General features: G+C 53.0%; 24 protein-coding genes and 1 pseudogene. 9 read left to right on the top strand and 16 right to left on the bottom strand.

Going from position 1 to position 24,288, the window contains the following annotated elements; translation table 11 throughout:
• Positions 1-25: 25 nt before the first annotated feature.
• Entirely contained in the window at positions 26-1,420 is a 1,395-nt protein-coding gene (locus TALK_RS08335) for a sensor histidine kinase (RefSeq protein ID WP_085617793.1), read from the bottom strand.
• Positions 1,417-2,076 carry a response regulator gene (locus TALK_RS08330; RefSeq protein ID WP_085617791.1) on the bottom strand — a complete coding sequence of 220 codons (660 nt, stop codon included), beginning with the start codon at positions 2,074-2,076 and terminating at the stop codon, positions 1,417-1,419. The genes TALK_RS08335 and TALK_RS08330 overlap by 4 nt, the downstream gene beginning before the upstream one ends.
• A gap of 200 nt (positions 2,077-2,276) precedes the next feature.
• Here TALK_RS08330 and TALK_RS08325 point away from each other — a divergent pair, with 200 nt between their 5' ends.
• Positions 2,277-2,588, top strand: coding sequence for a PepSY domain-containing protein (locus tag TALK_RS08325; RefSeq protein ID WP_085617789.1), 312 nt, complete (start codon positions 2,277-2,279; stop codon positions 2,586-2,588).
• Between the two features lie 2 nt (positions 2,589-2,590).
• Entirely contained in the window at positions 2,591-3,130 is a 540-nt protein-coding gene (locus tag TALK_RS08320; protein ID WP_085617787.1) for a cytochrome b/b6 domain-containing protein, read from the top strand.
• A 165-nt stretch (positions 3,131-3,295) separates the two neighbouring features.
• On the opposite strand, the gene TALK_RS08315 is transcribed toward TALK_RS08320, so the two are convergent.
• The 5 genes from TALK_RS08315 to TALK_RS08295 all read right to left on the bottom strand — a co-directional run bounded on the left by TALK_RS08315 (position 3,296) and on the right by TALK_RS08295 (position 10,145).
• Positions 3,296-5,995, bottom strand: a complete 2,700-nt coding sequence (locus TALK_RS08315; protein WP_085617785.1) for a PAS domain S-box protein — start codon at positions 5,993-5,995, stop codon at positions 3,296-3,298.
• A gap of 12 nt (positions 5,996-6,007) precedes the next feature.
• On the bottom strand, positions 6,008-7,192 hold the full coding sequence (locus tag TALK_RS08310; protein ID WP_085617783.1) for an ABC transporter substrate-binding protein: 1,185 nt from the start codon (positions 7,190-7,192) through the stop codon (positions 6,008-6,010).
• Between the two features lie 240 nt (positions 7,193-7,432).
• Positions 7,433-7,987: a sugar O-acetyltransferase gene (locus TALK_RS08305; protein ID WP_085617782.1), complete on the bottom strand. Its 555-nt coding sequence runs from the start codon at positions 7,985-7,987 to the stop codon at positions 7,433-7,435.
• 233 nt (positions 7,988-8,220) lie between these two features.
• Complete coding sequence (locus TALK_RS08300) at positions 8,221-8,709, bottom strand: hypothetical protein (RefSeq protein WP_085617780.1); 489 nt, start codon at positions 8,707-8,709, stop codon at positions 8,221-8,223.
• 335 nt (positions 8,710-9,044) lie between these two features.
• Entirely contained in the window at positions 9,045-10,145 is a 1,101-nt protein-coding gene (locus TALK_RS08295) for a patatin-like phospholipase family protein (protein WP_085617778.1), read from the bottom strand.
• A gap of 219 nt (positions 10,146-10,364) precedes the next feature.
• Here TALK_RS08295 and vapB point away from each other — a divergent pair, with 219 nt between their 5' ends.
• The gene (vapB, locus tag TALK_RS08290) at positions 10,365-10,595 is read left to right on the top strand and encodes a type II toxin-antitoxin system VapB family antitoxin (RefSeq protein WP_085617776.1); all 231 of its coding nucleotides are present in this window, start codon (positions 10,365-10,367) and stop codon (positions 10,593-10,595) included.
• A gap of 3 nt (positions 10,596-10,598) precedes the next feature.
• On the top strand, positions 10,599-10,997 hold the full coding sequence (gene vapC / locus TALK_RS08285; protein ID WP_085617775.1) for a type II toxin-antitoxin system tRNA(fMet)-specific endonuclease VapC: 399 nt from the start codon (positions 10,599-10,601) through the stop codon (positions 10,995-10,997).
• A 671-nt stretch (positions 10,998-11,668) separates the two neighbouring features.
• Here the strand turns inward: vapC and TALK_RS08275 are convergent.
• The 4 genes from TALK_RS08275 to TALK_RS08260 all read right to left on the bottom strand — a co-directional run bounded on the left by TALK_RS08275 (position 11,669) and on the right by TALK_RS08260 (position 14,553).
• The gene (locus TALK_RS08275; protein WP_085617771.1) at positions 11,669-12,808 is read right to left on the bottom strand and encodes a LysR family transcriptional regulator; all 1,140 of its coding nucleotides are present in this window, start codon (positions 12,806-12,808) and stop codon (positions 11,669-11,671) included.
• Positions 12,809-12,924: 116 nt separating this feature from the next.
• On the bottom strand, positions 12,925-13,206 hold the full coding sequence (locus TALK_RS08270) for an XRE family transcriptional regulator (RefSeq protein WP_085617769.1): 282 nt from the start codon (positions 13,204-13,206) through the stop codon (positions 12,925-12,927).
• Positions 13,203-13,541 carry a type II toxin-antitoxin system RelE/ParE family toxin gene (locus TALK_RS08265; protein ID WP_085617768.1) on the bottom strand — a complete coding sequence of 113 codons (339 nt, stop codon included), beginning with the start codon at positions 13,539-13,541 and terminating at the stop codon, positions 13,203-13,205. Before TALK_RS08265 ends, TALK_RS08270 begins: the two co-directional genes overlap by 4 nt.
• A gap of 73 nt (positions 13,542-13,614) precedes the next feature.
• A complete protein-coding gene (locus tag TALK_RS08260; protein ID WP_085617766.1) occupies positions 13,615-14,553 on the bottom strand; it encodes a LysR family transcriptional regulator in 939 nt (312 codons plus the stop codon).
• Positions 14,554-14,652: 99 nt separating this feature from the next.
• Between TALK_RS08260 and speB the strand changes: the two genes are divergently transcribed.
• The 4 genes from speB to TALK_RS08240 are packed head-to-tail and all read left to right on the top strand — an operon-like array spanning position 14,653 to position 18,352.
• A complete protein-coding gene (gene speB / locus TALK_RS08255; RefSeq protein WP_085617764.1) occupies positions 14,653-15,678 on the top strand; it encodes an agmatinase in 1,026 nt (341 codons plus the stop codon).
• 58 nt (positions 15,679-15,736) lie between these two features.
• The gene (locus TALK_RS08250) at positions 15,737-16,717 is read left to right on the top strand and encodes an ABC transporter substrate-binding protein (protein ID WP_085617762.1); all 981 of its coding nucleotides are present in this window, start codon (positions 15,737-15,739) and stop codon (positions 16,715-16,717) included.
• Between the two features lie 35 nt (positions 16,718-16,752).
• The gene (locus TALK_RS08245) at positions 16,753-17,547 is read left to right on the top strand and encodes an ABC transporter permease (RefSeq protein ID WP_085617760.1); all 795 of its coding nucleotides are present in this window, start codon (positions 16,753-16,755) and stop codon (positions 17,545-17,547) included.
• 10 nt (positions 17,548-17,557) lie between these two features.
• Positions 17,558-18,352, top strand: coding sequence for an ABC transporter ATP-binding protein (locus TALK_RS08240; protein ID WP_085617758.1), 795 nt, complete (start codon positions 17,558-17,560; stop codon positions 18,350-18,352).
• Positions 18,353-18,405: 53 nt separating this feature from the next.
• Here the strand turns inward: TALK_RS08240 and TALK_RS08235 are convergent, their stop codons facing one another.
• From TALK_RS08235 to TALK_RS08220, 4 genes are read right to left on the bottom strand one after another with little or no spacing between them, the layout of a single operon-like run.
• On the bottom strand, positions 18,406-19,809 hold the full coding sequence (locus TALK_RS08235) for an efflux RND transporter periplasmic adaptor subunit (RefSeq protein WP_085617757.1): 1,404 nt from the start codon (positions 19,807-19,809) through the stop codon (positions 18,406-18,408).
• Positions 19,802-21,238 (bottom strand): TolC family protein, encoded by a 1,437-nt coding sequence (locus TALK_RS08230; protein ID WP_085617755.1) that lies wholly within the window; start codon positions 21,236-21,238, stop codon positions 19,802-19,804. Before TALK_RS08230 ends, TALK_RS08235 begins: the two co-directional genes overlap by 8 nt.
• Positions 21,235-22,434 carry an ABC transporter permease gene (locus TALK_RS08225; RefSeq protein ID WP_085617753.1) on the bottom strand — a complete coding sequence of 400 codons (1,200 nt, stop codon included), beginning with the start codon at positions 22,432-22,434 and terminating at the stop codon, positions 21,235-21,237. Before TALK_RS08225 ends, TALK_RS08230 begins: the two co-directional genes overlap by 4 nt.
• Complete coding sequence (locus TALK_RS08220) at positions 22,431-23,138, bottom strand: ABC transporter ATP-binding protein (protein WP_085617751.1); 708 nt, start codon at positions 23,136-23,138, stop codon at positions 22,431-22,433. The genes TALK_RS08225 and TALK_RS08220 overlap by 4 nt, the downstream gene beginning before the upstream one ends.
• Positions 23,139-23,232: 94 nt before the next feature.
• Here TALK_RS08220 and TALK_RS08215 point away from each other — a divergent pair, with 94 nt between their 5' ends.
• Positions 23,233-23,700: a hypothetical protein gene (locus TALK_RS08215; RefSeq protein ID WP_085617749.1), complete on the top strand. Its 468-nt coding sequence runs from the start codon at positions 23,233-23,235 to the stop codon at positions 23,698-23,700.
• Positions 23,701-23,755: 55 nt separating this feature from the next.
• Here TALK_RS08215 and TALK_RS22100 read toward each other — a convergent pair.
• Positions 23,756-24,288, bottom strand: a pseudogene (locus tag TALK_RS22100) (hypothetical protein); the annotation flags it as partial.

Genomic DNA, 24,288 nt, shown 5'->3' with positions numbered 1-24,288 from the left:
TATATATTTCCTGCATCACCGCCACCTAACTCTGATGCAGCCGAAGCTCCGCCATAAAACCATCCACCTTGCCCGGTCGCGGGGACTGCAATGTCAATTTTCCGCCGGTATTGCGCATGATGGTTTCGACAATCGAAAGGCCAAGCCCCGCCCCCCCGGCCTTGGTATTGGATCGTTTGAACCTTGCGGTTAAATCCGCCATATCCGCCGGGTTCACAACATCGCCACCATTCGAAACCCGGATCGTATCGCTGCCGATAATCTCGATCAAAACCGGCTCATCCTGTCGGCCATGTTTAAGCGCATTTTCAATCAAATTACGCAGGCAAATCGCAAAGGCATCGTGATCGATATTCGCACGCAGCGCCCCAGCCGTCTGCGCATCAAATTCAATCCGCCCCGCCCCATCCGAAACCCGTTCAAGATCATCCATGACCATGCCAAGCGTCGTGCCAAGCTTTTGGTTCTCACCGGTCGGGCTGGTGCCGACCCCGGCCTCGGCGCGCGCCAGCTGAAGCAGCTTTTCCGACAACCGCGACAATCGTTTTAACGATTCCTCGGTCTGCCGGGCGCGTTTAAGGCCCTGATGATTTTCCGGCAGTTCCAGCAAAAGCCGCTGCGTCTGGGCAAGTGCGGCGGCAATCGGGGTGCGGAGTTCATGCGCACTATGCGCGGTAAAAGTCCGCTCGGCGCGAAGGGCGGCGTCAAGCTTTGCCATCAGCCGGTTGACGGCGGTGACAATCGTGCTGATTTCATCCGGCGCCTTGTCCTGTTCAATCGGCGAAAGATTGCCTTCGCTGCGCGCCTCGATTTCATCGCGGACATGGCGTACCGGTTTCAACCCTTGCCGCACGCCAAACATAATCGCGATAATCACCGCCGGAATCAAAAGTGCAATCGGCAAAAACTGTGCCGAAATGCTTTCCAAAATGGCCTCGTCGCGGTGCTCCATCGGCTCGGCGACTTGCATATAAAGGTTATGTTCGGCGATCACCGCCGTATAGACCCGCAAATCATCATCCTGATAAAATCCGCCCTGCAATGGCACGGGAAACGGCTCTGTCACCGAATTATGCGACCGTAATAAAAGGTCGCCGGTCTCACTGCGCAACTGATACATCAGGAAATCAATATCGATGATCGCGTCAACGTCGTCATCGCCCTTGACCAAGCCATCCGACGGGGCCGGAATAACAACAACACCGCCCGCTTCATCGGGCGCATGCGTACGCATATAATCAATGATAAGCGCCGACCCCTGCCGTGCTGTTTCGACAAGCCCGGTATCAGCCGCTTCTTCCATTTCCTCATACATGCTGTTGGCCGCCAACCCCGATCCGGCGATCCAAAAAATCGTCACAATAATCGTCAATCGCCGCGCCAGCGCAAATTGCAGGCTATTGGTGGCAAATTTCATCATACTTCCACCCGGTATCCAACACCGCGCACAGTCTTGATCAAATCCTTGCCAAGCTTGCGCCGCAGGCGACTGATGTAAACCTCGACCGTGTTGCTTTCAATCTCGGCGCCAAATTCATACAGCGCCTCTTCCAATTGCGCTTTGGATAAGGTCGCACCGGGGCGGCGCAACATCTGATCAAACAGCGCCCATTCCCGCGATGTCAGATCAATCTGCTTGCCGTTTAACAATATCGTCCGATTGCCAAGATCAACCTCAACCCCGCCCGGAAGCGTCATCAACGGATTGGGATTGCCTGAATAGCGTCGCGCCACCGCCAAAAGCCTTGCGGAAAGCTCGTTCAAATCAAACGGCTTGACCAGATAATCATCCGCCCCGGCGTTCAATCCCTCGATCCGGTCTGATATCTGATCCTGTGCGGTCAAGATGATGCACGGTGTGGTGCTGCGGTTGCGCCGAAGCCCGCGCAAAAGGTCAATCCCCTTGCCGTCGGGCAAATTAAGGTCAAGCAGCAAAACGTCATAGGGCGTACCGCGCATCATGATTTCGGCCTCGACAATACTGTCGGTCTGATCAACCGCATTCCCCGACGCCAGCAAATGATCGCGCACTGCTTCGGCCAAAAAGGCTTCGTCCTCAACTAGTAAAATTCGCAACCGTCCCTCGTTTTCTGCACATAACGCGATCCATCATCGGTCCATGTCTTTATCACAGACCTTTATATCGCGTGCTGTTATCCCCCAAAACTGTCCGCAAGCTGAACAGCAATTTTTTTGCGTTCAGCTTCGCGTCAGCAAGTCACGGCAAGATCAGCCTCGTTCGATATCCCCCCATCTATCCTACAAGGAACCCTATGATGAAAAGAACACTTTTCCCGACGGCCTCTGCCACTGCCCTTGCCCTGTCATTGCTGGCCGGAGCCACCATCGCCCTGCAATCAACCCCGGCCTATGCCGATGATGACAAAGAAACCTGCGACGCGCCTGCGGATAAATGGCTGCCCAAACAAGACCTCGAAGCCAAACTGAAAGCCGATGGCTGGACGATCAAAAACATCAAGGTCGAAGACGGCTGCTACGAAGTTTACGCCATCGACAAAGACGGCAAACGGGTTGAAGCCTATTTCGATCCGGAAACCTTCGAAGCCGTTAAAACCAAGGAAGACTGATCATGACCGCCGCCGTCAAGGTCTGGGACCCGATGGTCCGCATCTTCCACTGGGGACTGGCGACAAGCTTTGTCGTCGCATGGGTCACCGGTGATGAATGGGATGCCCTGCATCACTGGGCGGGTTACGCGGCGGCGGGCCTGATTGCCTTTCGCCTGATCTGGGGCGTGATCGGGTCCCGCTATGCCCGCTTTACCCAATTCATACAAAGCCCCTCCAAAACAATTGCCTATCTCAAAGACATCGTCACAGGCCGCGAAAACCGCTATCTCGGCCATAACCCGGCCGGGGCGGCGATGATTTTGGCCCTGCTGGCCGCAATGGCCGGATGTGCGCTGACCGGCTGGATGTACACAACCGATGCCTATTGGGGGGTTAACTGGGTCGAACAAACCCACAAATTCCTTGCCAATGCCTTGCTGGCCCTTGTGCTGCTTCATCTGGGGGGTGTTCTTTTGGCAAGCATGCGCCACCACGAAAACCTGATCCGCGCCATGATTACCGGCCGCAAACGCCGCCCCGGTCACGGGGACATTTCCTGAACCACACGACCTTTGATGTTTCCCTCAAACATCTTTGACGTTATTTGCCCCACTTACGGGCGGGATATTCCCGCCCGTCTTTTTGCGCATGGCCTGTAACCTCATGGTCGCAACTGCCAAAAATCAGGCTAAAAACGCGATAAAATCAATGTTGATCCGTTTTGTTCAGGGGTTTGTTTGACGACTTGTATCCGGCGCATCGGGCACCTTGTCCACCGCCTCGACAATGGTTTCCAACACCAACGGAATATTGAACGGTTTGGTCAGGTAATTATCAAAACCCGCCGCAAGCGCAGTATCAATATCTTGCTGCATGGCATTTGCACTAAGCGCAAAGATCGGGATATCCGCCGTCTCTGCGTCACTGCGGATCAGGCGCATCGCCTCAATACCGCTGATGCCGGGCAAATGAATGTCCATCAAAATCAGGTCGGGTTTTTCTGTCCGCGCCATTTCAACACCGGTTTCCCCGTCTGAGGCCGTAATCAGCTCAAGACGGTTATTCTTGGCCAGTATCATTTCCATCAGGGCCCGGTTTGAAAGGTTGTCTTCGACATATAGAACCTTGCGACGCGGCAGTTGCCCATCACCATCGCCATCGCCATCATTCGATACAACCGCCATATGCGCGACTTCGGCATCAAAATTTTCAATCTCGACTTCGCTGCCCAAAGGCAGCTCAAACCAGAATAATGCCCCCTCGCCCTCCGCGGAGGTAAAGCCAATATCGCCCGCCATCAAATGGATCAACTCGCGCGTGATGGTCAAACCAATCCCGGTGCCTTCGGTATCACTGCCTTCCGCCCCCAGACGGTTGAACGGGGTAAACACCTGATCATGTAAATGTTCTGGAATACCCGATCCGGTATCGCGGACTTCAACCCGGCACACACCATTTTCCGCCCGGCAACTCAGCGACAACGACCCGCCATCATGATTATATTTAATCGCATTGGACAACAGGTTCAGCAGCACTTGATGGAACCGGGTTTTATCCACCCGGACAAACAGCGATTTCGCCGCAGGCAGGTCACATTGAACATGAATATTCTTGGTTTGGGTCATCGCCCGGGTAATTTGAATGGCATCTTCAAGCACCGGCAAAACATCGACATTTTCAATCGATACCGTGAATTTTCCGCTTTCGATTTTTGCCAAATTCAAAACCTGATCGATCAGTTCCAGCAAATGGCGTCCACCGCGCAATATCTGGGAAACAGCATTTTTCTGCGTATCGGAAAGCGTTCCGCCCGCCCCCATTTCAAGGATCTGGCCAAATCCCAAGATGGCATTTAACGGGGTGCGCAATTCGTGGCTCATACTCGACAAGAATTGCGACTTTGCCAGATTGGCCTGTTCGGCCTCGACCCGTGCAACATTGATCCGGTCTTCAAATTCCTTGCGCTCTGAAATGTCGCGCATGATGCCGATATATTTCTGCTCGCCGTCCAATTCCATCGGCGACACCGTCAGTTCAAGCGGAAATGTACTGCCGTCCTTTTTCAAGCCCCAAAGGTCGCGTGACCGATTAATAATCCGCGCGGCATGCATCTCGGCATGCCGCAGATAAGAATCATGCTCGGCCCGGTCTTTTTTCGGCATCAGGATGGAAATATTGCTGCCGATCACGTCATCGGCGGCATAGCCAAATATCCGCTCGGCAGACGGATTGATTGTTTCAATCGTCCCCTGCCGCGACAGGGTAATAATCCCCTCGGCACTATTGGTGATGATGCTCTGATAGCGGAATTCCCGTTGCTCGATATCGCGCTGGGCCTCGCCTTCAAGCTGGCGATAGGCGCCGCGCAATTCATCCACAAGCGAATTAAACGCCTCGGCCAAATCGTCAATTTCATCATTATTGTCAGATGTAAACGATATGTCCTTGAAATCCCCCCCCGCCAGTTGATCGGCTTCGTGGCGCAACCGCACCAGTTTGCGGGTTTGCGATGTCGCAAGGAAAAAACTGACCAACAGCGCCAGCGCAAATATCAGGCTGCCACCGGTGGTAACATTAAACAGCAAGTCATCAAGCGGTTTCTCAACAAAGGATTTCTTGGCAACAAGGTGAACTTCCAGCGATGATCCATCGATGCTTTTGGGAAAGATCAGGTCCGTATGCACCATCGCCCCGGCATTTTGATCTGCCCCCTCCACCCCGCCCGCCATGACCGTTGCATCACTGGGCATGGCCCCTGCTGATACATTCAGCGTCATCGACGATAACCATGGCTGATCGACAAAAACACTGCTGATCGACGGAATATCCAGCCATTCCCTTAAATTAAGCTGAAAAATCAGCGCCCCTTCCGACGTCCCGGTGTTGCGGTAAATAATCGGCTCCGCCAACAACAAATAAGGATCGCCACCCGACATCACGATCCGCCCCGCTCCGCGGGCCTCTTCAACCACTGCCGCAATCCATGTCACGGGAACCAGCAATGTCGTATCTTCATGATTGCCTGCCAGCATCCGCCCCCGAAAATCGGTCATCACAACCGTCAGCTCAAAACCCTGTGCCGATAACAAGCCATCAATAAAATCACGCAGATAGACATCGCGCCCGCGATCATCCGCCAGCGCATTGGAAAACAGCGCATTGGCCGACAATTCCCTAAGATTATCGATCAGTGATAACACCCGGCCCTCAAGATCATGCCGAAGCGTTCTGGCTTCCCCCTCAAGCGACTGCCTGGCAACCTTCAATGTCATCTGCCGCAAGGCGTTATATGACAGCGCCGACATCACCAGCGTCAATACAAGCGAAAGAATTGCCATCGCAACCATGATGCGGGCCGCAACACCTTGCCACCAGGGTCGGGAAGTTGGCTGTTTCGCAGCGTCGCTTTTGGGGCGCTCGATCATTAAACCTTCACCCTATTGCGAAATCGGTACAAGGACACCGTCGGCACGATATTTGGTAAAAAATACCTGTTCCGGGCTTAATGCATCATGATTTTGGGCGGTAAAGGCCGGTTCATATGTCCGCACCAGCCCGTGATAAACATCCAGATTTTCCAAGGCATCCCGGATGGCGGTGCGGTCGGTCGAATTGGCCTTGTTAATCGCCATGGCCAAAAGATGCATCATGTCATAGGCCTGCCCAACCCCGACCGGAGATTTCAGCGAGACGACATCGTCGCTTCCGGTCAATTCGCCAAGTGTTTTTTGAAATGTCGCCAGCGGCCCGGGCATGGCTTTAAAAAAACTGAATGTCTGTACGACACTGAAATCAAGTTTCATCAATCCCGGCCCCGACGCACGGATCATATCACCGCCCGTCACCCCCCAATGCGAAATAATCGGCACCCGCGGGACATCGAGCGCATCGGACAACTGATGCACCAAAAGGGCGGCTTCAATATCGATGGCCACCAAAAGGACGGCCTCGGCACCGGCATCAAGAAGCGACTGATAATATTGCAACATGTCGCCCTCGCCCCAATTATACCAAATCGGGTCCATCACCTCGATCCCGGGGGCACGCGAAAGCGCCACGGCCAACGCGTTATCATTGCTGCGTCCCCACCCACTATTGGGCAGTAACACCCCGATTTTGCGGATGTTTTTGTTTTTCGCCTGCTCAAGCATGGCGGGCATCGCCCACGAATCCTTTAACGACACCCGAAACGTAAAGCTGGGATCGAAATCATGATCTGTGATCCCATCCGCCGCCCCCCAAACGTCAAGCAACGGCATCTTCAATTTATGGGTATGTTCCAGTTGTTGCAAAATGACCGGGCTGAAACGACCGGCAAATACCGCAACCAATTCCGGTATCGCGGCAAAATCTTCCAGATTGGCAATACCGCGCGCCGGGACCGAACGGTTGTCTTTGGTCACCAGCTCAATCAAACGCCCGCCCAGCACACCACCAGCAGCATTGATTTCATGGATTGCGGCCTTTAACCCCAGCTCAATCGCCTGGGCCGACGTGGAATTTTTAAGGGAATACGCCCCATCAAACCCGACCAAAACCGGATCAGGTGCGGCATGCGCCATGCGCCCCAACGCAAAAACACCCAACACCAATGCACAGAAATATCTAAAGCCTGTTTTCACGCATTCACTCCCCTGATCGCCCCAACCAACCTTGCATTTTTCTGCCGATCCGAACAATCAACTTAAAATGCAACAATGTCTGATTGTGCATATGGGATTACGCGCCCGGTTTTTGACCCCTTTCCGATTAAAATCCCTCGGAAACTTGGCAAAAAACCCGCATAAGAAAACAGGGCATTTCAAATGCCATCAATCTGATCGCGGCCCACCGATACCGCACCGCCTGATGACCGGGCTATCTCAAATCACCCGTGCCGGATTACCCACCACCGTCACACCGGGTGCAACATCCTTTGTCACCACCGATCCGGCGCCAACAATCGCATCATCGCCAATGCAAACGCCGGGCAGGATAATCGCCCCGCCGCCGATCCAGACATTTTTGCCAATCGTCACCGGCAATCCGATTTCAAGATGCTGTTTGCGCAATTCCGGGTCCTTGTGATGCTGGGCGCAATAAATCTGCACATTTGGCCCCAACATTGAATGATCACCGATGCTCACCAAAGCCGTATCAAGGATCGTACACCCAACATTGATAAACACACCATGGCCCAGTGTGATATTCACCCCATAGGCACAATGAAACCGGGTTTCGATCCGGGCATCTTCGGCACATGATGCAAAAAGCGCCCGCAGTTTCGGGGCAATATCACCGCGATCATCGGGGGACAGCAGGCTGTGTTCATACACCGCGTCATGGGCGCGTGCGCGCATGGCGTCCAGTTCCGGGTCAAGGCAGCTATACCACTGCCCGGCTGTCATTTTTTCCAGTTCACTGGGGGCGGATGTCATGATTACTCGAGGACGTTGTTGCAAAAAACAAAGGCGATGCAACACCCTATGCTGAACATCCCCCACAGGCAAAAAGAAAGCCCGCATGTATGGGGGTACATGCGGGCAAGTTGGCCGATTTTCCCAAATTGTCACAAATCGTTGCCGATCAGGGGGGAGACAATCACAAAGCAAACGCGGGAAAATCGGCCGTCCGGGCAAACAAAACAAACAGGGAAGAACCAAAAACCGGCTTACTTAACCACAAGCTTGTAATTGGGCGTCGTGTTTAGCGGACAGCTATACAAATATTCGCCGGGTTCAAGCGTCACCGCGTAATCCTTGGTTTTTCCCTTGAACAACCCGCCGCCAGAAACCGAAAGTTTCTGGCCCAAAACCTTATCCGTCCAGTCATAATCCTTGTCGCGCAGCCAAAAACCAACCTCATAGGGCACATTGTCATTGGCAACCCGGAAAATGTAATCACCGGGTTCCAGCGTCATCACCGCCGCACTTTCAAGCCGCTGATCGCCACTTTGCTTGTTGATCGCAACGCAGTCGGCTTTTTTGCTGCTGGTGTAATGATGATTGGTGGTTTCCGCTTCCAGAAACTGACACGGCACCTGGGTAATTTCGATAATCTTGGGGGCCGCCATGGCCGTACTGGCAAAGCCCGCCATCATCACCGCACCGGCAATACCTGCGGCAATTCCAGCAAAGGGGGCAATCACGGATTTGGGCATCTGTTCTCTCCGGCTGATCGCGCCGGTTCTTTGGCGCGACAATCAATTCATCTGCCTTCCGGTTTAACCGCCTTGCCGCATAATCGGAAATCAACCCGTCATCACAGCTTGGCGAGGTCGGCGCGAGGAACAAACCTGAACCGGATCAAAACAAGCCAGATCAACCGTCCTCACCGCCCGTCACCGCCGCCATTGCCCGCCTGCAAAAACGTCGGAAAACATAACCCCGCACCCGTTTTCCGGCCGCCAATTACCGCCGCTCCGCAAAGGCGGTGGCCCATCGCACCATATGCGCCTTTCCCGCGCATGGATGCCTGCCTGCGCTTGCTAACCGCCTATTCGTAATCCGGTGCAAACTGATCAAGATCAAGGCTCGGCCGCACGCCAATATCGCGGCGATGCTTTTTCAAAAACGCACTTGCCGCCTCACGCCCTGTATCGCGCAGCATGGTCATGAAATCCCATTGCGCATTCATTTTCGTTGAATGATCAAATTCCAGCATCGCCTCGCTGGCGATACAATGCATCCGCATCGCCCCCCATTTTTGGGCCTCACAGGCATGTTCGGGCGCACCATGACGCAGGATCGAAATCATCCGCAATTCCTTCATCAGGCTGCTGTTAAACGATACCTCGTTCAGGCGATTGGCAATTTCATGTGACGTTTTGGGAATACCGGGCCGTTTAACCGGATTGATCTGCACCAGAACCGTATCATCCGATCCGCATTCACGCACCAGCGGGCCAAGGCTTGGATTGCCGGAATATCCGCCGTCCCAATACGGCACGCCGTCAATTTCAACCGCCTTGTAAATCGTTGGCAAACAGGCCGATGCCAGCAGCACATCCACCGTAATATCGGGATTGCGAAACACCCGCCCCTGCCCGGTTTCAACATTGGTTGCGGTGATAAAAAGCTTGGCCGGGCTTTGATTAAGTGCCTTGAAATCCACAACATCCTTCAGGATTTCCGCCAGCGGATTATCCCCCGCCGGGTTCAGGTCATAGGGCGAAAACATCTTCGCACTCATATCCAGCCACTTGTACATCGGCGAATTTTCAAGCGACCAATTGCCAAATAAAATATCCATCGGACTGCGTTGCAGCGGGCTATAGCGCGCGGCCTCGGAAACCGCCTGCCAGAAAACCTCAAGGTCCTCACGCGCCCCCCGGTGCCCGCCCTTGGCAATCCCCGATGTCACCACGGCAGCATTCATCGCCCCGGCCGAGGTCCCCGAAATCGCCTCAACAACGATTTCCTCATCCTCTAACAACCGATCCAGAACACCCCATGTAAATGCCCCATGCGATCCGCCGCCCTGAAGCGCAAGGTTGATATTCTTCTGCGGTTTCTTGGCTTTGCCGTTGCCGTCACCGCTGCGCTTGGCCTTGGTCGCCTCCGGCTTTTTCTCCGGCTCTTTCGCACGCTCGCTCATACCAACTCCTGCTTCACAATCACATTGGGCCACCCGCCCGACGGGCCATGACCTCTCCCCAGATGATATGTCGCAGAATGTCCAATTTACCAGCTTGCAAAGATTTCCCTCGGAATATAGCTCCGGCCACAAACCCGGCTAATGTATATACCCTTGACATATACTAACCTGCACCACAAATTATAGACAACACGTATATACCACGCGGAGCCCCCCATCATGACCCAGGCATCAGTATTTCTGAACAACAAAACCCAGGCCATCCGCCTGCCAAAGGACGTCGCCTTTCCGGCGGGCACCAAATCGGTAGAGGTCATCGCGGTTGGCAATACCCGCGTCATCATGCCAACGGATCAGCTTTGGGACAGCTTCTTTGACACCCATAGCGTCAGTAACGATTTCATGAATGAGCGCAACCAGCCCGACATGCAAAAGCGCGAAGATTTCTAGAAAATGCTGCGTTTCATGCTCGATACCAATATCTGCATCTATACACTCAAAAACCGCCCGCCTTCGGTGCGCGAACAGTTCAACCGCTACAGCGGCGCAATGTGCATTTCCACGGTCACTCAGGCCGTACTGATCTATGGCGCGATGAAATCGGCACAGCCCGAAAACAACCTCGCCACCATCGAAGAATTCGCCGCTCGCCTGACCGTACTTAATTTCGACACCGCCGCCGCAGGCCATTACGGCGACATCCGAAGCATTCTTGAAAAACAGGGCAACATCATCGGCCCCTACGACCTGATGATCGCAGGCCATGCGCGTAGTCAGGGCCTAACGCTGGTGACGAATAATCTGCGGGAGTTTGAGCGGGTAGATGGGTTACGGGTTGAGAATTGGGTTTAAAATCAAACCATCAATCAAGAAAATAAATCTGTCCCCTTTTCTGAGATCGGCACCCCGTGCGGCCAGTTCCGACAACACCGCAACCCCGACACTTTGTGCGTAAAAAGGGGACGGCTCCCTTTTTACGCACAAAGAACTACTTCTGGAATATCTTATAAGCATATAATGACAACATGCTTGCGTGATGCATTGCAGCGAATATAGAAATAATTAAATCCATCTCACTTTTTTTATCGACAAAAAATATCAAAACAACAAAAAAAGATCCCACAAAAATATTCAAAAACAAACCAATCCAAAATTCTATTTTGAAATCCCAATCGAAAAGAATAATAAATCTATTATTGAAGTTTAACAAAAAGAACAAAACAAACATTGAAATGTATATTGTTACTTTTTGCCAATATTTTACATAAAAACTATCACCATACATAATTTGCACAGACAAAACAGCAAGTAATACTATAGAAATTGAAATTACAACACTTCTCTTTACATAATAATTACCAGAAAAATCATATATATAACTAAAAACCTTCCTGAAAGACTGCACGTCATCTCCCCCTCAAACTCTCATCCCGAGATCGCAACATCGGCCCAAAAACATATTCCAACAAACGATACTCACCAGTCTGAAATCAGAAATAAAAGGGGAGAGATTAATTTCCGCCTCACCCCCACTCAATCGCCGCAGGCAAATCCATTTCCGGGGCCTGTCCGATCACCATATCAAGGAAGATCTGCGCAATCGGCGACAGGCTTCTGCTCTGGCGGGTGATGATGCCAATCGGGCGTTTGCGGATCGGCTCGTTCAAAGGCACAAAGGCGAGTTTTCCCGGCACGGCAAGGTCGGCAACGCGCGCCGCCAGTTCCGGCAGGACCGTAATCCCGACCCCTTCGGAAACCATCGCGGCCAACGTAATCGTATTGGATGTTTCGACAATAGGGCGCAATTGAGCGACCAGATCGCTGATCGCGTTTCCTTGTCCGCCGGTGGTCTTGCCGCCCCGGTCCTTCTGGTTTTCCCGGTTTTCCTTTGTCAATTTGGCAACACGTTCCATCGCACGATCAGCATAAGCAGCGGTGCGCAGCACCTTTTGTGCTTCGCGCACACCAAGGGCCGCAGCACGGTGGACCGATGGCGAAAGTTCCCCTTCAACCCCGGCGGCCCAAATCCCCTGGCCTGCCATCATCGCACGCGTGCCCGATTCCGGGCCAAGCCCGACAAACGGATGCCCGGCCAGTTCCGACCAAGTAATCGCCGTGCGCAACGCAAACGGATGATCCGGGCGGCACAACACCCCGAACCGGTCGGAAAACAGCGGGCTGAACGCAATATCGGGCAAGTCCTGCCATTCCCCGGCAATGCCAAAATCGGCCTCGTTCCGGGCAACCGCCTCGTGAACCTCACCGGCATTGCGTTCATCAAGGCGCAGCCTGGCATCGGGATGTTCCGCCACAAACGCGCGGATCACACCGGGCAAAATACGGGTCAGGACCGATGGAGCGGCGGCAATGCGGATCGTCCCGCCAATCCCCTTGGACAGCGCATCCAGATCACCAAGTGCCTCTTCGAAATCACCGATCAACCGCCGCGCAATCGGCAAAAACCGTTCGCCGGTACTGCTCAGCGAGACATGGCGCGTTGTGCGGTCAAACAACGATGCCCCGGCCACATCTTCGAACTGGCGAATGGTGGCGGTTAATCCCGATGGGGTCACGCCAAGCGCCTCGGCGGCGGCGGTAAAATTGCCATGATCGGCCACCGCAACAAAAACCCGCATATGACGCAAACTAATTGATGACAGCATGTTTCATCCGCTAACTGATTGACCAGACTGCAACAATAACGGGTAAAACCGCGATTGTGCAGATATTCCTGCAATCAATCATCACCATCCCCGCCCCATGCACGGCGCGGATCACATCACACAAGTTCAAGCCGCAATTTCCGGCCAATCGCCTTGGCCCCGCGCTGGATGGTGTCAAGCTGGACCTTGTCATTATTGCCATCCAGCAACCGGTCAAGTTGCGCCCGGCTTGTCTTCATCCGGGCTGCCATCTCGGTCTTGCTTAGGCCCTGCTTTTCCATTTCCTGCGCAATCTGCCAGGCAATAACCCGCTTAACGGCAATCGCCTCTACCTCTTCGCGAATGCCGTCTTCTTCAAGAAAATCATCAAAAGAAGACCCAATATGCGCGTTGGTCATTTTTCCATCTCCTTCTTGCGACTTTTCGCAAGATCAAGGTCCGTTTTAGGCGTCTTCTGGCTTTTCTTGACAAAGCCATGCAGCAAAACCATCGCTTCATCTGCAATGCAAAAGATCACCCGCACGATCCGGCCATTTGAAATGCGGCTGCGAACTTCCCAAAGCCCGTTGCCCAAGGGCCGACAAGTCGGCATACCAACCGGCCAGCCAAATTCAACAGTGGCAACATCGGCACCGACAGTTTTGCGATCCAATGGATCAAGCTCCTTAAGGAACTCGCGGGCCGGTTCAATGCCACCCTGTGTTCGGTAAAACTTCGCCTGCAGCTTTTTCATGGCACCTCACGCGTACCTCACAAGGTACATATTCGGTTTTATTGACCGCGAAGTCAATAACAAAGCCAGCCCCTCACCCCGCCTGCTTCTTCGCCCCGATATAAACCGGATGCGCCTCGATCAAGCATTCGCGAAATTCGCGTGCCATGCGCGACAGCACCGCATGGGGAAAATGCGCCATGCACATGCCGATTTTAAAACTCAGGAAATCCGGGCGCAGCACCTTCATCTCGCCGCGCTCTTCCCACCGCGCGGCAAAATGGGTCGGCAGGAAACTGACGAACCGGCCGCTTAAAATCAAATGCGCCAGCCCTTCCATGTCATAGGCCGTTGCCGCAGGCGCATGTTTAAACAGCGATTGAAACGCCGTCGCCACCGAATAGCCACGCCTTGCAAAGGTCAAATCCGCCACGTCTTCCATCGGCAGTTTGGCCGTGTCCTGATCAAAAAGCGGATGGCGCGCCCCGCAATAAAGCCGCTGTTCCTCGTAAAACAATTGCTGCATCTGCACCGCGCTGTTCATCGGCTGATTGGGCACAATCGCCACTTCCATCTGACGGCTGAGCAACGCATTTTCGATCTGATTGGGCGACACGATCAAAAGGGTGACATGCACATCGGGTGCGCGTTGATTAAACGCCGCAATCGCCTGATCCAGCGAACAATTAGGATTTTCGACCACCGCATCAACCACACCAATGCGCAATTCCCCGACCAGACTGCCGCGGATCGCCCCGACCTCGGCGCGAAAGGAATCCTCGGCAGCAAAAAGCTTGATCGCCTCGTTATAAATCTTTTGCCCATGATCGGTCAGCGCAAAGCCCGACCGGCCCCGACGGCACAATGTCACGCCAAGCCGGGTTTCAAGGGCCGACATCTGCGAACTGATCGTCGATCGTGAAATGCCAAGCTGTTCTTGCGCCGCGCCAAAGCCATTGCTTTCAACAATCGCGCGGAAAATGCGCAACTGGCGCAGGTCAGCATCACTTAAGGGGGGAACATTTGCGGCCATGATAGGTTGGAAACTTCCGACGTTTAGTTTTGAAGTTCGATATTATTGGACACAAGCGCCTGTGGCAACGTGAATGCATCGCCATCACGGAGACGCCAAATGTCCAGCCCCGCCAAATCAGATAACGCCAAACCCCATACCGGCCCGGTCGTCCCCTCGTTCGAGCCACCTTCGGCGATGGAAACCCCGCGTTTTGCCGGAATCCCGACCTTTATGCGCCTGCCATTGCTGGGCCTGTCCGACACCGCCCTTGATGATGTGGATATCGCCATTCTCGGCGTGCCATGGGATGGCGGTACCACCAATCGCCCCGGCCCGCGCCACGGCCCGCGCCAGTTGCGTGATCTTTCCACCATGATCCGCCCGCGCCATCCGGTATCGGGGATCAACCCGTTTGCCATCCGCAATGTTGCCGATCTGGGCGATAGCCCGGTTAACCCGGCCGATATCATGGATACGCTTGATAAAGTCACCGGCTTCATATCCGCCCTTAAAGCCAAAAACATCGCGCCCCTATCGGCGGGTGGCGATCATTTGGTGTCCTATCCAATCCTTAAGGCCTTGGGCGCCGATCAACCGCTTGGCATGGTGCATTTCGATGCCCATACCGATTTGTTTGACAGCTATTTCAACGGCTATCGCTATACCCACGGCACTCCGTTCCGCCGTGCCATCGAAGACGGCTATCTTGATCCAAAACGTGTGGTTCAGATCGGCATTCGCGGCACCATGTATGACGGCGAAGACGTTGAATGGGGCTTGGCGCAGGGCGTGCGCATCATCCGCATCGAAGAAGTCGAAGATCGCGGTATTGCCGATGTGATGAAAGAAGCCCGCACCATCGTTGGCACCCAACCAACCTATGTCAGCTTTGATATCGATGCGATTGATCCGGCCTTTGCACCGGGCACCGGCACCCCCGAAATCGGCGGTTTCACCAGCCGCGAGGCCCAGCGCATGGTCCGCATGCTTGATGGCCTGAACCTTGTCGGGGCGGATTTGGTCGAAGTTTCCCCGCCGTTTGATCAATCGGGCGGTACGGCATGGCTTGGCATTTCGATCATGTTTGAACTGCTTTGTGTTCTGGCTGCGTCACCAGCAACACGCAATCCCAATAATAAATGACGTCAATAACAATCCCAAAAAACCACTTCATCAGTGACCTTCACAGCGGAGACTTGAAATGAAACATCTGTTTAAGGGGCTTTGCCTTTCGGCAATGGCACTTGGTGCCGTTTTCGGCGCAACCACCCCGGCATCGGCCAACGAAAAACTGACCATCGCCCATTCGACATGGGTTGGTTATGGCCCGCTTTACATCGCACGCGACAAGGATTTTTTCAAAGACGAAGGCCTTGATGTTGATCTTGTGATCATGGAAGACGTCAAAACCCGTATGCCCGCCCTGGCCGCAGGCCGGATTGATGTTGCCGTCACCACGATTGATACCGTTCTGGCATTTTATAGCCCCGAACACCCGCTTTCCTATCTGTTCGCACTTGATGATTCACGCGGCGGCGATGGCATTGTGACGGGCAAGGACATCAAAACCATTGCCGACCTCAAAGGCAAATCGATTGCCTATACCGAAGGTTCCGTATCGCAGTTTTTCCTAAGCGTGCTTTTGAAAAATGCCGGCATGAAGCTTTCCGATGTTAACTCAATGAATATGTCAGCCGGTGATGCCGGGGCGGCCTTTGTTGCGAAAAAGGTTGATGCCGCTGTCACATGGGAACCTTGGCTGACGCGTGGCAAGGCAACCGATCATGGTCATCTTCTGGTCGATAGCTCGACCACACCGGGCCTGATCACCGATATCATGGTCACCACCAACGACATGCTGGAAAAAAATCGCCCGGCCATGGAAGGCCTGTATCGCGCATGGTCCAAAGCCATCGCATGGCAAAAGGCCAACGAAGCCGAAGCTGATGAAATCATGGCCAAAGGCGTTGGCGGCTGGCTTGAAGACCCGGCTGTCTTTGCCGAAACCCGTGCCGGTATCGTTTTCTATGACGATGCGATGAACAAGACCTTTATGGACCCGGCCAATGCAGACGGTATTCTCGGCACCATCAAAAACGCCAAATCCCTTGGCGAAGAAGGCGGCCTGTTTACCATTGATGCCGATCCGGCAAGCCTGATCGCGGCTGATATCGCGAAATAAGCCACCAAAATAATAAGCGCTGCGGAGCAAGCACCATGTGGACCAGATCCCTGTTTTCGCCCAAGACCGAAATACCGAAATCCGCCTTTATCGGATTATCGCTCTGCTCGGTTTCTCTTGTCCTCGGTCTTTGGTGCTTGCTCACCTATGGCGGTATCACGCCAAAAGACTTCCTTGCCGCCCCGCATGAAGTGGTGGCTGCGGGTATCAAACGCATCGGCAATCTGTCGCTGTTTCACCATATCTGGGCCAGCCTGTCGGTCATTCTGTCGGGCTTTATCCTGGCCTCGATCTTTGCGGTTCCCATCGGCATTCTGATGGGCAGCTTCCGCGCGGTTCAGGCATTGGTCGAACCGCTAACCGGCTTCATGCGCTATATCCCGGTTTCCGCCCTGATCCCGCTTCTGATCCTTTGGGTCGGGATCGGCATCGAACAGAAAATCATGGTGATTTTCCTCGGCACCTTTTTCCAGCAACTGATCCTGATTTCCGATGTCTCGGCTCGGGTTTCCAAGGATTTGATTGATTGCGCCTATACATTGGGTGCCAATCGCAAACAGGTGGCCCTTCGCATTCTGGTGCCTGCTTGCATGCCCGGCGTGATGGATAACCTGCGCGTCACCATGGGCTGGGCTTGGACATATCTTGTCGTCGCCGAACTCGTCGCGGCCGATACCGGCCTTGGCTATATGATCCTCAATGCCATGCGCGGGCTGTTCACCGATGTGATTTTGCTGGGTGTCTTCACCATCGGCATTCTGGGCCTGATCACCGATTTCATATTCAAGGTATTGCGCAAAAAGCTGCTGCCTTGGTCTGCGGATTTCTGAGGATATTATCATGAGCATGCTCACCCTTAACGACATCACCGTCCGGTTCGAGCCAAAGGGAAAACCGCCGGTTCTCGCCCTTGATGATGTCTCGCTCACCGTCGCCAACGATACTTTTTCGGTGATTGTCGGCCCGTCGGGCTGTGGCAAATCAACGCTTCTGCGCTTGGTCGCCGGGCTCGAAGTCCCGACCGCTGGCCGCATGGAACTTGACGGCCAACCAATTTCCGGGCCCTCGGCTGATCGCGGCATGGTGTTTCAAAGCTACACCCTGTTTCCCTGGTTGACCGTGCGCCAGAACATCATGTTTGGCCCGCAGCTTAAAAAACTGCCGAAATCCGAATGCGAAGACATCGCCGATGACCTGATCCGGGCGGTTCACCTGACCGGCTTTGAAAATTCCTATCCCAAGGAACTCTCGGGCGGTATGCGCCAACGTGTCGCCCTTGCCCGCGCACTTGCCAACGACCCGCGCATTCTTTTGATGGATGAACCGTTCGGCGCACTTGATAGCCAAACCCGCCAATTGATGCAGGAACTGTTGCTCGACGTCTGGCAAAGCCGCCGCAAAACCGTGCTGTTCATCACCCATGATATTGACGAGGCAATTTTCCTTGGCGATGAAGTCCACGTCATGACCGCCCGCCCCGGCAAAATCAAACAATCGCTCGCGATTGATATCCCCCGCCCACGCGGCATCACGACCCTGACCTCGCCGGAATTCATGGCTTACAAAAAGACCATCCTGTCGCTGATGCATGACGAATCAATCCGCGCCGATACGCCAGAACCCGTTCTGGCGTGATCGCCCGGAATAACATCTAAAAAGGGATGATCCCGCTATAGGATTGTCCTTTTTTACGGCATTGGCGTATTTTCGTGATTAATCTGCGAAAGCTGCACCTCATCACCACGACGCAATCCCGAAAGCACTTCCACACCAGATGGAAATGAGTTTCCCAACTCAATGTCAACCATCATGATTTGCCCATCTCGCCGGATCCGGGCCTGATAACCGTCGACAGTTTCGATCACAGCAGAAGGCAAAATAATAATCGTTTCTGGGTTTGTATAAGTTTCAATCGTCATACGTGCCGACATGCCGATACGAATAGCTTTGTGCAAATTTTCATCGTCAACTGAAAAGACTGAAACAACCTCGAACGACGGCATGCGAGCACCATTTTGGTTCAAGCTTGCCTCAGCACTGACGCTGATGATTTCTCCACTGATTTCCCGCCCGGGGAAAACATCACTTGTAATAATGACCCGCTGTCCCGGCCTGACGCGATTGACATCAATTTCGTCTACTGTCCCGGTTACAACAAAACGGCTCGTATCCGCAATTGAGAACAGCGCGGTTCCCTTATGAACATGCGTTCCCGCATCCAAAGAAACCGGTAAACGCGCATCCTCCTCAACTGGCGGACGCACCACAATACCTGAAAATTCGGCTGTAACCGTTGTATTTGCCAATTGGCGATCAAGATCCTGAAGAGTGGCTTCTGCGTTATCAAGCTCAAGCTGTGCAAGGAACCGACCCTCTTCATCTCCCTGCGCCATGATGACTTCCAGCTCCTCCCTTGCGCCTTTAACCGCATCACGCTCCGAATTGCGTCTATCAACAATACCTTCATATTCATTGCGCGGGATAATGCCCAAATCGAGCAGTCTTTTAAGCTCAACAACCTGCTGTTCCAGCGAGGCAAGCGAAGCCTCCGTTGTTTCCAAAGCCCGCTTGGCGCGCATAACTTTTGGACTGACGCCCCAGTTTTTCAGAACATCAACGGCCATTGATGCCTTCAGGAAAGCGGACTGCGCATCTCTGTAACTGCGCATGATTTCCGTCGTATCCATTACCAGAAGAACATCACCAGTATCGACCTGATCCCCCATCCTTACAAGGCTTTCCTGTATCACCCCATCGAATGGCCCAGCAATTACAAGGGATTTTCCGGCAGAAATCGTTCCTTCGATATCAAGTTGCAACGTTTTTGCCTGAGGATTAACCCTCATCCATTCTTCACCCCTTGCCATAGAAGCCGAAGATTGCGTCAGTTCGCCCGATGGCAAAAACCAGGCCCCCGCGACCAAACATAAAATCAAAAGTCCCAAGGCCAGAAAAAAGACAAATTTGCGACGAGTTGACGCAAAGCCCCCCAATAACCTGGGCTCTTTCAAAGGCCTCATCAAATGGCCCAACTTCGGCTCACTCTGTATGTTTTCAGGATCGGAAGAATGCATGAACACTGTTTCAATCACTCAGTATAATTTGCCAGGTATCAAGTGTCGTTCCCAGTAACAGATCAAATCTGGTCTGAGCATTCAGATACCCTATACGTGCAGCAAGCAACTGAATCTCGCTCGTACGTAGACTATCCTCAAGCAACCGCACTTGAAAAGTCGTGGAACGACCGGCATTCAGTTTTATTTTTTCAATTTCAACGGCCTCGGCTGCAAGCTCGTGTGACCGCTTGGCAATCGAAAGTTGTCGCCACAAAAGGTCCATTTCCGAAGCACTGTTTCTAACCTGTGCTTCAATACCGGCACGAATAATTGCCAATTGCAGTTCCGCGCTCTTGTAACCGGTATCGGCCTGTACCAATTTTTGACGTCTGGGCAAATCATTGACCGGAATGGCAAATCGTAATCCACCCGTCACATCTGCAATGTTTTCATTTGATCGATCTTTTACCCATTCACGCCCCAGCTTGCCGCGACCAAACAACGAGACGTCCCAAAGCTGTTCATTCTTGGCAACAACGATTCCAAGTCGGTTCTGCTCAACGACAAGAAGCTGCCCCAGATAATCTTGTCGTTTCGCCAACGCGATACGGATAAATCCGTCGATATCGCCATCAACCTTTCGAGGTGTCGGCGCTTCAATCGCAGTGACACGACTCCCTAACTCCAACCCCAACAGATCAAGAAGGGCAAAGCGGGCGGTCTCGAGCTGCTGCCTGACCTGGAGAACTCTCAGCTTCTGGCTCTCCAGATCGGCCTCAGTCTGAACCGCATCCATTGCGGCCATTCGACCGGAGGCGATGAGCGTACGATTGATATCCAGCAAATTCTCCGCACGAACGACGGCATTTCTTGCAAGTTTCAGCTCTTCTTGGGCAAGAAGCAGGTCGCGATGTGCAAAAATAATATTTGCAACCGTTTCCGCCACCGTCGCTTTCAATTGCAATTGATAAACCTGTTCTCCCAGACGGGCCTGACGCAGCGGTGCCATAACAACATCACGACCTGCTCCACGTAAAAGCGGCTGTGTCGCCCCGACCTCCAGCGCCGATGTCAAGTTGCGGCTCCCGTCACCAAGCTCTACCAAATTGTTCCATGCAAAAGTGAAAGTCGCGCCGGTTCTGGTTTCCAATGTGACGCCCGGGGACACATCAATCGCCGTATTCGTTACATTTCCAATCCGATTGCGGGCAATCTCCCCGGAAATACTGAACTGTGGGGTGAATTGATCCTCTGCAACACGAAGATCAAATTTCTGAACAACACGATCAATATAGGCACTTTTTATCGTTCGATTGTCTCGCAAGCCAAGAAAGACAGCATCAGCCAACGTCAATGGCGTTCCGCCAGACTGCAATTCATCAAAACTGTCTCCCGGTGTTTCACATCGCCCTGTCCCTGATAGAACCGGCAGCAATATTAAAACAATCAAGATCCACCGCATCATTCGCCCCTAAGCGCAATCGCAGGGTCAAGACGGGCCGCACACACCGCCGGATAAATGCCAAAGAAAAGACCAACCACAAGAGCCATTCCAACCGCGACAGGTAACGTCAGCGGTGCCGGTTCGAAACGCCATCCCGACCCGCTTGCAAACACCCATCCCGTCAGATAGCCCAGAAAAGTTCCCCCCGCACTTCCAGCAATCGCCAGTATCAAGGCTTCACATAGAAACATCAGGCGGATATGCCCGCGACGCGCACCAAGCGCAAGACGCAGCCCAATTTCCTGTCGGCGTTCCATGACATTCATCAGCATGACATTCATGATTCCGACTCCTCCAACGACCAAAGAAACCGCGCCGATCCCCAAAATCAATGCCGCATAAATCCCCATTTGCCTGTCAATATTTTCAATCAGTTGCCGCGCTGTCCTGACATGCATCATCCCGCCTGACATATGTCGACTGAAGTATTCAGTAACGGCCTTGGCCGTTTGCGTGTCATCCGCCCCGGGCGAAAGAAGTGCTGCAACATTGCTGATATTTGGTGATGGCAACAGCCTGCGTGCCGCAGCAAAAGGCAGAACAATGGTCCGGTTGAAATCAATACCAAGGATCGGACTAATCGTTGCATCCCCAAGAATGCCGATAATTGTCAAAACTCTGGAACCGACATTGATCTTGTCTCCAATCCTGACAGGACGACCGGATGAGGCTGTCATTTCCGATGCAATCCCGGCACCGATCACGGCAAATGAATTCGCCGCATCCAGATCAGATGTCAGACGCCCCTGCCAAAGATGAACCTTGCCAATGGTATATATTTTATCTGTCGCCGCCAGAATGATGGCCTGAATTTGTGACCGCCCAAACCGGATGGACGTGCCGTACTGCACAACGGCCGCAACTGCATCAATCCCGATATTTTGCTCCGGAATCTTGACCACAGTATTCAACGGAACATGCGGTTTATCGCTATTTCCTGATACCGGTTGCATCATCACTTGATCCGTTCCCAGTATCTCGAACTGGCGGAGCGCGGCTTCCCGCGCATTATGCCCCAGATGAAGCATCGTAATAACCGCTGCTGTGCCGATGACAATGCCGATCAAGGCCAAAAGGCTTCTGCCTTGGCTCAATCTAAGGTTCCCGGCAACTTCGCGCGCCACCTCACGGCCAACGGTCCACTCGGACTTGCTCATAGGCTTTTCATATCGCGGTACTCACAGGATTCATCATTGCAAACGGTACCGTCCCGCATGACAATTCTGCGCGAACATTTTCCAGCAATTGCCAGGTCATGCGTAACAATGATGACCGAAAGCCCAAGAGCACTATTCAGGCGCAAAAGCATCGACATGACGTCGCCAGCAGCCCGACTGTCCAGATTTCCAGTTGGTTCGTCCGCCAACAAAAGCGACGGTTTCCCGACAAGAGCCCGTGCAATTGCAACCCTTTGGCACTGCCCCCCTGAAAGTTCCCCCGGATGATGGTGCATCCTGTCGGCCAAACCGACTTCAAACAGCAAACGTTCAGCACGTCTGCGTCTCTGCCTCTTCCCAACACCTGCATAAACAAGCGGCAACGCCACATTGTCCAAAGCAGTATAGTGCGGCAACAAATGAAAAGACTGGAACACAAAACCAATAGTTTTGCTGCGAATCTCCGACGTTGCATTCGCATTTAAAACGGATGTGTCCGTACCGTTTATCAAAATCTTGCCATCCGACGGACGATCCAACAAACCGATCAAATTCATCAGTGTCGTTTTACCTGAACCACTCACTCCCGTCAGCGCACAGAACTCTCCGTGCCCGACCGACAGGGAAACATCCTTCAAAACACGAAGAATGCGCCCTTCTTCATGATACTGTTTAAATACCCGTATAACGTTTAAAATATCCATATATTTTCAATTGACATGAATTCAATTAAGAGTTGTAGTTACCATTGTGCGCACATTGAGTTGCTTTTTCAACTATCAATAGACAGGTGATGATATGTTTTCCATGAAAAAGACCTGCCAGACACTCGTCGCAGCAGCAGCTGTTTCGGTTTTGGGGATTGGCAGTGCTCTTGCGAATCCAACCGCAACAGTCACTGTCCAAAATGACTTCAGTGAACTTGCCAACTTCTCTTCGCCATCCGGATGCGCTGCTACCAGCGCTTCTTTTGTGGACATTCCTGCTGGTCAATCAAGAACCGTTTCATTAACGAGCACACAGCCACGCAGCCAAGCCTGCAGCATCCAGTATAAGAAAAGTGGCTCCAGCGCTTATTGCCGCTTCCAAGTTTCTCGCCTTACAACCTTCAGTCTCGGCGTCTTTCGCTGGAACTACCCTCAGGTTTACATCACCAAAGGCGGCGGCGCAGACTGCACCTACACCTTTACATCGGTCTCAGACACCGGGGACATTGCGGATGGATCGAACGGTGACTTCAGCGTAACGCTCACTGTCGACGAATAACTTCATCTCGCTTATATGACCAAAGGCGCGGATTTAAAAACCTGCGCCTTTGGCGTCACGCACTCACATCAATATGACGCGCACCGTCATTCGCCTGCGACCACGCCATCAAAGCATCGCGATAGGCAGGCATATTCGCAAAATCGTTTGAATTCCCGTTGCGCGCAATTACCTGATCCCAGGCCTGCATCAGCTTGTCGATAATCGGATTGCCCGTCGAAAGATTCTCTGTCCCACCGCTCAGCTCATATGATTTTTGCGCCGAAGCACGCGTAACCGCCCAGTCAAAAGACGCTTTTTCATCGTCGCTTGCCGCGTCGTAAAACTCGATAATCGCCCGGTTCACGGCGACAGGATTTTGGTGAAGGGGATCGGTCGTATTGATGATGTCCGAAATTCTGGCTCCAACTTGAGATTTTGCGATCGTAACCTCCAAATCGGAGAAAAGACCACCTTCGTTACTGGAAATCGCATAAAGCGTTTGGCGGTCAAAACCCTTGAACCCGATTTCGTCCCACTCATCACCTGTCGTACGCGTGGTGCCAGTCGCCCCAAGTTTGGCATATCCGGCATCAATCTTTTCTCTTG

Source organism: Thalassospira alkalitolerans, from assembly GCF_002115745.1.
Lineage (GTDB): Bacteria > Pseudomonadota > Alphaproteobacteria > Rhodospirillales > Thalassospiraceae > Thalassospira > Thalassospira alkalitolerans.
Note: the sequence above shows the minus strand (reverse complement) of the source record. Positions and strands in the feature narration are given on the sequence as shown.